Origin of the sequence: Mycobacterium sp. (assembly GCF_032159775.1) — a bacterium.
Taxonomy (GTDB): domain Bacteria; phylum Actinomycetota; class Actinomycetes; order Mycobacteriales; family Mycobacteriaceae; genus Mycobacterium.
Map to the genome: position 1 here is coordinate 1 of NZ_JAVHWK010000162.1, position 6,540 is coordinate 6,540.

General features: G+C 66.5%; 6 protein-coding genes. 4 read left to right on the top strand and 2 right to left on the bottom strand.

The genetic code is table 11. The annotated features are described in order from the left end of the window. Positions 1-85 precede the first annotated feature (85 nt). Positions 86-1,246 (bottom strand): thiolase family protein, encoded by a 1,161-nt coding sequence (locus QOJ24_RS21835; protein WP_526265060.1) that lies wholly within the window; start codon positions 1,244-1,246, stop codon positions 86-88. Next, complete coding sequence (locus tag QOJ24_RS21840) at positions 1,243-2,469, bottom strand: Zn-ribbon domain-containing OB-fold protein (RefSeq protein ID WP_526265062.1); 1,227 nt, start codon at positions 2,467-2,469, stop codon at positions 1,243-1,245. The genes QOJ24_RS21835 and QOJ24_RS21840 overlap by 4 nt, the downstream gene beginning before the upstream one ends. A 108-nt stretch (positions 2,470-2,577) precedes the next feature. Here QOJ24_RS21840 and QOJ24_RS21845 point away from each other — a divergent pair, with 108 nt between their 5' ends. Genes QOJ24_RS21845 through QOJ24_RS21860 form a run of 4 tightly spaced genes read left to right on the top strand, consistent with a single transcriptional unit; the run spans position 2,578 to position 6,482 of the window. Then, positions 2,578-3,441, top strand: a complete 864-nt coding sequence (locus tag QOJ24_RS21845) for an SDR family oxidoreductase (protein ID WP_526265064.1) — start codon at positions 2,578-2,580, stop codon at positions 3,439-3,441. A gap of 55 nt (positions 3,442-3,496) precedes the next feature. Further along, on the top strand, positions 3,497-4,603 hold the full coding sequence (locus QOJ24_RS21850; protein WP_526265070.1) for an acyl-CoA dehydrogenase family protein: 1,107 nt from the start codon (positions 3,497-3,499) through the stop codon (positions 4,601-4,603). Further along, positions 4,600-5,706 carry an acyl-CoA dehydrogenase family protein gene (locus tag QOJ24_RS21855; RefSeq protein ID WP_526265066.1) on the top strand — a complete coding sequence of 369 codons (1,107 nt, stop codon included), beginning with the start codon at positions 4,600-4,602 and terminating at the stop codon, positions 5,704-5,706. The genes QOJ24_RS21850 and QOJ24_RS21855 overlap by 4 nt, the downstream gene beginning before the upstream one ends. After that, on the top strand, positions 5,703-6,482 hold the full coding sequence (locus QOJ24_RS21860; protein WP_526265068.1) for an SDR family oxidoreductase: 780 nt from the start codon (positions 5,703-5,705) through the stop codon (positions 6,480-6,482). The genes QOJ24_RS21855 and QOJ24_RS21860 overlap by 4 nt, the downstream gene beginning before the upstream one ends. Positions 6,483-6,540: the final 58 nt, after the last annotated feature.

The following is a 6,540-nucleotide window of genomic DNA, read 5'->3' on the forward strand; positions in this document are numbered from 1 at the left end:
GTCGCGCTTTTCGACCAATAGCCATGGCGCGAACTGCTCATAGCCGGCCAGCGTCGCGACTTGTGAGGTGGTCATGGCACTCCTGTCAGTTCTTCTCGGTCGAGAGGATGGTGACCGCCGAGACAGCGGTCGGGCCACCGATGTTGTGGGCCAGCGCAATCCGGGCACCGTCCACCTGGTTCTCGGCCTGGCCGCGCAGTTGGTTGAACAGTTCGTAGCACTGGGCCACCCCGGTTGCGCCGGGCGGGTGGCCCTTGGCCTTGAGGCCACCGCTGGGATTGACGGGGATCGACCCGCCGACATAGTGCTCGCGGCCCTCGACAAGCTTGTAGGCCTCGAACCGGTTGGCGAAGCCGAGGTCTTCGTAGCTGATGAGTTCCACACCGGTGAAGCAGTCGTGCACCTCGGCGACGTCGATGTCGCGAGGTGTCACGCCCGCCATCGTCATCGCGGACTTGGCCGCGCGCACCGTCGGCGGGAACGTCGTCATGTCGCTCTTGTGCTGATGCATCACGCGATCCATGCCAAGTCCCACACCGCGCACCCAGACCGGGCGATCGGTGTAGCGGTCCACGACCTCTTCGGCCGCCAGAATCACTGCGGCGGCGCCGTCGCTCTGCGGGGTGCAGTCGTACAAGCCGAAGGGCTCGACCACGATCGGCGCCGCGAGTGCCTGCTCGACGGTGATCTCGTAGCGCAGTTGGGCTTTCGGATTCTTCAGCGCATGGAAGTGATTCTTCACCGCCACCATCGCCATGTGTTCCTTGGTCGCGGGCGACTCGTGCAGGTACCTGATGACGTGCAGCGCGAAGTTGGCGGGCGCTACCAACCCGAGCGGGTAGTCCCACGCGTTGTCGCGTGTCATCGCCGCCCAGTCCCAGAACGTGGTGTTCGACGACGTTTCGCGGACTTTGTCGGCACCCACCACCAGCACCACGTCGTAGAGCCCCGAGGCGATGGCCATGGTCCCATTGCGGATGGCGTCATTGCCTGTGGCACAGGCATTCTCGACGCGCGTGACCGGGATGTCGGTGAGGTCGAGGGTGTCAGCCAGAATGCCAGAAGGGAAGCCGTCGGTGGTGGACAGCTCGCCGAACCATGCCGCCTGGATTTCCGACTTGTCGATGCCCTTGTCGACGCCGGCTACCGCTTCTGCGTAGGCCATCGGTACCAGATCCTTGACACCGAGCTCGAAGTGTTCGGCGAAGGGTGTCATCCCGGCGCCGACGATGGCGACGTTTCTCATGCGCTGACTCCTTCGGGATCAAGTGTGCGCCCCGGCCAGAACGCGTACCCGTAATCGGGGATACCTGCGCGGGTGGCGATCTTGCGCAGCACCACGGCACCCTGCTGACCGATCGTCGTCTCGCCTGCGGGCACGCCGGTGACTTTGAGCAACACGCGAACGGGGCTGTCGTCGAGCTGTACGACGGCAAGCGAGTACGGGCTGGGCAGGTCGGGTACCGGGATCCGCACCGTGGTGTGGGTGTAGACCGTGCCGGTGCGCGGCAGCGGTTCGAGCCGGTAGGTGTCTACCAGCTTGCCTGCGTTGTTCACACGCAACCGCGGCGGAAACTGCGGGGCGGAGTCGATACCAGGGCTTTCCTCGAAAACCGCTGCTTCCCAACGGATTTTCGGCTCGAACGCGCGAGCGTAGGCGGGCATGCTGATCGGGATTCCGACGCCGTCCGCCACCCGGGTCTTCGGCAACTCCTGCGGCGAGAATTCATCGCGGGATATCCGTGGCTTCGCTTCTGCCAGCGTGAGCTCGGCCGCGCTGACGCTGGCCTGTTCGACCGCGAGCACCAGTCCCTGTGTACCTGCCTCGATCGCCTCGGCCAGCAGACCGATGATCGCACCGGCGGAAACCGTCGCGTCACCCGCGGCCTCAGAGGTGTCGAAGCCACTGCCGAGGTGAGCCGGTGGAACGCCTGCCACTGCGGCGACCACAGGCGTACCCGCTAGGTTGAGCCGGGCAAGCGTCGAACGCACCCCGACCTCGCGCTGCAGCCGCGGGTCGACGTAGGTGTGCCGGGTGCCGTCCTCGCCGCGTGCGGTCAACGGAAGGCTCCGGGTTTGGCGGCCGGCCGTAGTCAAGGTTGCACCGCTGTCACCGGTCAGCGCGGCCGCTGCGCCCACGGCGAGGTCGTTGTCGTCTGCACCGACGACGAGGGTGCCCGGTGAAGCGTTCAGGAGTTGGTCGAGTGCGGCGGGCGCACCGCCCAGCACCTCGGTCACCGGGGTGTCCGCAGGCAGCGACAGCGCGGCCAGCAGCACGGCGCCGTTGCCGCCCTCCAGCAGCGGAAAGTCGCGCGACACCAGCACGACGCGTGCTGCCGTCGCGTCGGGGTCGGCGGCCCGGCCTGCGGCGACCGCCATCGTCAGCGCGTCTTCGTCCGGTCCCTTGACCCGTCGCTCGCGCACCGTCCACGGCGGCAGGTAGGTGCCGATCGAGACGACGTGCGTCATGGTGCGCTTCTCCTCTGCCGGGGGACCGCGGTTCTCTGCGACCTTAATGAGCTATATAGTTATAGCATTCTGGTCGGTCGGCATCTGAGCGAGGGAGAGGACGACGTCGTGGCAACGCTCGGTCCTCTTTCACTGAAAGACCGCGTCCTCGTCGTCACCGGCGCCAGCCGCGGCATCGGCCGCGAAATCGCGGTTCGGGCGGCTTCAGACGGTGCTTGGGTGGCATTGCTGGCCAAGACCGAGACGCCGAACCCGAAGATCGCGGGCACGCTCACCGAGACCGCCGAGGCGGTGCGCGACGCCGGTGGCCGGGCGCTTCCGCTCGCCGTCGACGTCCGCGACGCCGACGGGGTGGCGAATGCGATCGCCGCCGCCGCCGAGGAGTTCGGCGGAATCGATGCCGTCGTGAACAACGCGGGAGCGCTGGACCTGCGGCCTACCCCGACACTGCCGCCGAAGACCTTCGACCGCCTCTTGGCCGTCAATGTCGAGGGGCCGTTCGCAGTGGTGCAGGCGGCGTTCACGTATCTACGGAACTCCGACAATGCCCACATCGTCAACGTGTCACCACCGCTGAATCTGGATCCGCGATGGGTTGGCGCGCACGTCGGCCACACCGTCGGCAAGTACGCCGAAAGCCTTCTGACGCTGGGCTGGGCCGCTGAATTCGCCTCGATCCCGATCGCCGTGAACTCGCTCTGGCCTGCGACGACCGTCGCGAGCACGGGAATGATGATGGCGATGGGTTCCGACGTGGTCCGCGCCCAGGCCCGCCACCCGCGGATCATGGCCGACGCGGTGCACGCTCTGGTCACCCGGTCTGCCGCCGCCTGCAGCGGCCGCTTCTATACAGACGAAGAAGTGTTACGCGAGGAGGGTGTTACCGATCTGTCGGGGTATCGGCTTGCCGCCGCCGACGATGACCTGACCCCGAACTTCTACCTGCCGTCTACCCCGTTGCCGGCTGTCTAGGAGTCTCGTTCCGGTGACTTCCTTCGACGCGCTGAGCGCCAACGAACCCGAACTGATGAAGCTGCGCGCCTCGGTGCGCGACTTCCTGCAAGCCGACCGGGCCGAGTTCGGCTGGAAATCCGCCGTCGATTCATGGCTGGGCCAGTGGGATGAGGAGTTCTCGGGCCGCCTGGGCGCGGCGGGATTCCTCGGTCTGACAATCCCGCGGCGCTACGGCGGCCACGAACTGGGGCACCTGCACCGCTACGTAGTGACAGAGGAGCTGATCGCCGCGGGAGCACCGGTGGCGGCGCACTGGACCGCCGACCGTCAAGTGGCGCCCGGTCTGCTGACTTACGGATCCGAAGAGCAACGCGAAAAGCTGCTGCCGAAAATTGTTGCGGGCAAGCTGTATTCATCAATAGGGATGAGCGAGTACGGCGCAGGGTCTGATCTCGCAGCCGTTGAAACCAGAGCTGTTCGGGCCGACGGCGGTTGGGTGCTGTCCGGCTCCAAGGTATGGACCAGTGGAGCGCACCACGCTCATCAGGTGGTGGTGCTGACCCGCACCAGCCCACCGGACCCCGAACACCGACACGACGGGTTCAGCCAATTCCTGGTGCCGTGCGATGCCGACGGCGTGCGAGTTGAGCCCATACTGCTGATGTCTGGAGCCCATCACTTCAACGAGGTGATCTTTGACGAGGTCTTCGTGCCCGATGCCGACGTGCTCGGCGAGGTCGGCAACGGCTGGCACCAGGTCACCGCCGAATTGTCCTTCGAGCGCAGTGGCCCCGAGCGCATCCTGTCCACCGGCCCTCTGCTGCTGTCGGCGATCCGCGCGCTTGGCAAAGGTCCGGTCCCCGACGACCGGACCGCCGCGGCCGTCGGCGATCTGCTCGCGCGGCTCATCTCCTTGCGCCAGTTGTCGCTGTCGGTGGCAAGAACGCTGACCGACGGCGGCGACGCGACGAACCTCGCGGCGCTGGTGAAAGACCTCGGGACCAGTTTCGAAGCTGAGTCAGTCGAGTTGATCGCCGACCTGCTCGAGGAGTCGACGCCGAACCAGGAGCTGTCGGAGATGCTCACCACGGCCTGGCTGCACAAACCGATGTTCACCCTGCGCGGGGGCACGAATGAGGTGTTGCGGGGCATGGTGGCTCGCGGAATGGGGCTGCGATGAGCGCGCTCGCCGGTGGTGTCTTCGCTGCCAAGGCGGCGCAAGACGATGATGCCGAATTGCGCTCTCTCGTCAACGAACTCGGACAACGCTCGTATGACGCAGGACTGGGCCGCCGCGGTGTGCCAGACCAGTTCGACGCCGAGTTGTGGCGCCACCTCGACGACACCGGCCTCAGCCGACTGACGAGCAGCCCCAACATGGGCGCGGGACCGCACGAGCTGGCGATCGTCCTTTACGGTGTGGCGCGCCACGCCGGCGCGGTGCCTCTCGCCGAAACCGATGCGCTCGCCGGCTGGCTCGGGAACGAGACCGGCATCGAGCTTCCCGACGGACCGCTCACCGTCGCGATCGCAGAGGCGGAAGCCAAGGCGGGCCGAGTCGTCGGAAAGGCGGAAGCAGTGCCGTGGGCGCGATCCTGCACCACGGTGCTCGTCCTCAGGGGCCGCGACGGGCTGCGGGTAGGAGTTCTCGACGCGGCAGCGGGCGACCGGCAGGAAAGCCACAGCCTGGCCGGAGAGCCGCGCGACGCGATTGCGTTCGACGTGCCGACTCGGCAGTTCCAGCTCTTGGACCCGGCGCTGGAGGAACAGCTCGCGCGACGGGGTGCATGGGCGCGATGCATACAGATCATCGGTGCCCTTGATGCCGCCGCGGCGCTGTCTGTGGCGCACGCCCGCGAGCGCGTCCAGTTCGGTCGCCCGCTCAGCGCATTTCAATCCGTACAGCAGTCCCTCGCGGTGATGGCCGGCGACATCGAACGGGCTCGCGCCGCGGTAGAACTTGCCGTGGCCGCAGCGGCCCAGCACGGCTTCGACTCGCCACGCACCGACTACGCCGTCACGGTCGCCAAGATTGCGGTCGGGCGAGCCGTTGTTCCTGTCACGACCACCGCTCATCAGCTGCACGGGGCCATCGGTGTCACCAGCGAGCACCCGCTCTGGCTGTTCACTTTGCGCGCACAAAGCTGGGCCGGGGAGTACGGCAGCACCGCATATTTCGCACGCCGACTGGGCCGGTTGGCACTGGCCGCCGACGATCCGTGGCATCTCGTCACCGGCGATGCGTCTCAATTGGAAACAACAATGGATAAGGGAGAACCGTGACGGTAGAGCAGTTTGAAGGCGCGTCGGCGATTGTCAGCGGCGGCGCTGGGGGCCTGGGCGAGGCGACGGTGCGTCGGCTTCATGCCGATGGCCTCGGTGTGGTGATTGCGGATCTGGCCGCCGACAAAGGTAAGGCACTCGCCGACGAGCTCGGCAGCAAGGCGATTTTCGTCAGCACGGACGTGACAAGCGATGACAGCGTTCTCGGCGCAATCGACCAGGCCAAGCAGCTCGGTCAGCTGCGCTACGCGGTGGTGGCGCACGGCGGTTTTGGTGTCGCACAAAGGATCGTCCAACGCGACGGCAGCCCGGCCGACATGGCCGGCTTCACCAAGACCATCGACCTGTACCTGAACGGCACTTATAACCTGACTCGTCTCGTGGCGGCATCGGTGGCCACCGCGGAACCGCGCGAGGACGGTGAACGAGGTTCGATCGTGATGACCGCCTCGGTGGCAGGATACGAAGGTCAGATCGGGCAGACCGCCTATGCCGCAGCCAAAGCCGGTGTCATCGGATTGACCATTGCGGCCGCGCGCGACCTCAGTTCGGTGGGTATTCGGGTAAATACCATCGCCCCGGGCACCATGAAAACACCGATCATGGAGTCGGTGGGCGAAGAAGCGATCGCAAAGTTCGCCGCCAACATTCCGTTCCCGAAGCGACTGGGCGCGCCCGACGAATATGCCGACGCGGCAGCGTTTCTGCTCAGCAACGGCTATGTCAACGGCGAGGTGATGCGCCTCGACGGCGCGCAGCGCTTCACCCCGAAGTAGTACTCAGGCAACCGTCGCGGTCCGGCCTTCCAGTCCACGCCGGCCCGACCGCGACGGC